This window comes from Paracoccus sp. PAMC 22219 (assembly GCF_000787695.1).
Classification (GTDB): domain Bacteria; phylum Pseudomonadota; class Alphaproteobacteria; order Rhodobacterales; family Rhodobacteraceae; genus Paracoccus.
Genome location: NZ_BBPH01000256.1, coordinates 1 through 1,695 on the forward strand (window position 1 = coordinate 1; position 1,695 = coordinate 1,695).

General features: G+C 71.0%; 3 protein-coding genes and 1 pseudogene. 2 read left to right on the forward strand and 2 right to left on the reverse strand.

Annotated elements, in window-relative coordinates; genetic code table 11:
* Together TY51_RS19815 and TY51_RS22960 are read right to left on the reverse strand one after the other, a co-directional pair.
* Positions 1–348, reverse strand: a pseudogene (locus TY51_RS19815) (hypothetical protein); the annotation flags it as partial.
* On the reverse strand, positions 341–505 hold the full coding sequence (locus TY51_RS22960; RefSeq protein ID WP_197054851.1) for a hypothetical protein: 165 nt from the start codon (positions 503–505) through the stop codon (positions 341–343). The gene TY51_RS22960 and the pseudogene TY51_RS19815, both read right to left, overlap by 8 nt.
* Before the next feature lie 72 nt (positions 506–577).
* Here TY51_RS22960 and TY51_RS19820 point away from each other — a divergent pair, with 72 nt between their 5' ends.
* Together TY51_RS19820 and TY51_RS19825 are read left to right on the forward strand one after the other, a co-directional pair.
* Positions 578–1,183, forward strand: a complete 606-nt coding sequence (locus tag TY51_RS19820) for a shikimate kinase (protein ID WP_081995332.1) — start codon at positions 578–580, stop codon at positions 1,181–1,183.
* Positions 1,180–1,695, forward strand: a 516-nt coding sequence (locus TY51_RS19825; RefSeq protein WP_042253061.1) for a 3-dehydroquinate synthase, incomplete at its 3' end; no start/stop codon positions are given. The genes TY51_RS19820 and TY51_RS19825, both read left to right, overlap by 4 nt.

A 1,695-nucleotide genomic window follows, 5' to 3' on the forward strand; every position in this document is an offset into this window, starting at 1 on the left:
GGGCGTGGCCAGCACCATCTGCGACAGCTGCGCAGGGTCGCTGCCCGCCCACAGGTCGGCAGGCAGCCCGGCGCGGCGCGGGCTTTGCGTGCCGGTGTGATCGGGGTTGCCCTGATCCAGGCGGGTGACCTGCACCGGACCCACCGCGCCGCTGGTGGCGACGGGTTGAGGACGCGTGCCGGGTCGGGGCGGCGGCGCGTCGCCCGGTCGCCAGGCCGAGCTTTCGCGCACCGGGCCGCGCACGCTGCCCGACAGCCAGTCGCTGGCCGACAGCGGTGGCTGCTGCGCCATCGCGAAACCGGGCAGCAGCGCCAGCACCAGCGCGCAAAGGGTGGTTCTGTCAGTCACCGGCAGCCTCGGCCGGCTGTTCGGCCGCGGGGGCGTCCAGCTGCAGGGGGCTGCGGACCTCTTGGCGGGTCGGGGCCATGTCGCCGAAATAGGCATAGCCCGCAAGCCCGATCAGGCCCGCCAGAATCAGCACCACCAGCAGTTTCAACATCCGCATTGCATTCGCCTTTGCTCGACCGTGTTTTCTGTGTTCTTGCGCCGGTCTTGGGCCGGCTCGGGGCGAATATATATGGCAATTTCCGAAAGATCACGTCATTCAGTCACCCGATTGACGGGGGGCCGGATGACACAGGTGCTGACGCGCCATATCGTGCTGATCGGAATGATGGGCGCGGGCAAGACCGCCATCGGGTCTGAACTTGCCCGCAGGCTGCGCGTGCCGTTCACCGATTCCGACGCCGAGATCGAGGCCGCGGCCGCCATGTCCATCAGCGAGATCTTCGCCCGCGACGGCGAGGCGTTCTTTCGCGCGCGCGAGGCGCAGGTCCTGTCGCGCCTGCTGGCGGGGGCGCCGGGCGTCGTCTCGACCGGGGGCGGTGCGTGGATGCGCCCCGAGAACCGGCAGATCGTCGCGGCGCGCGGCCTGTCCGTCTGGCTGAACTGTTCGCCCGAGACGCTGTGGGCGCGGGTGCGCCAGCGGCCGACACGACCCCTGCTGCAGACCGCCGACCCAAAGGGCACGCTGCTGCGGCTGCTGGCGGAACGCAGCCCGGTCTATGCGCTGGCGGACCTGGAATTCGTGTCCCGCGCCGGCGACACGATCGAGGCCACGGCCACGCGCCTGATCGCCGAACTGACCGCCGCACACCCCACCCTGACCCAGGAGAAGCCATGACCGATCCCGTCACCGTTCCCGTGCCGCTTGGCGACCGCGCCTATGACGTGCGCATCGGGCAGGGCCTGCTGGGCCGTGCGGGGGCAGAGATCGCGCCGCTGCTGTCGCGCCCGCGGGTGGCGATCGTCACCGATGCGACCGTGGCGGGGCTGCACCTGGCGCCGCTGCAGGACGCGCTGCGAAGCGCGGGCATCGCCAGCGAGGCGCTGGTCCTGCCCGCCGGAGAGGGGACGAAAAGCTGGCCGCACCTGACGGCCTGCGTCGAGTGGCTGCTGGAACAGCAGGTCGAGCGGCGCGATGTCGTGCTGGCCCTGGGCGGCGGGGTGATCGGCGATCTGGTGGGGTTCGCGGCGGCGATCCTGCGGCGCGGGGTGCGGTTCGTGCAGCTGCCCACGACGCTGCTGGCGCAGGTCGACAGCAGCGTCGGCGGCAAGACGGGCATCAACAGCCCGCGCGGCAAGAACCTGATCGGGGCATTTCACCAACCGTCGCTGGTGCTGGCCGATATCGAC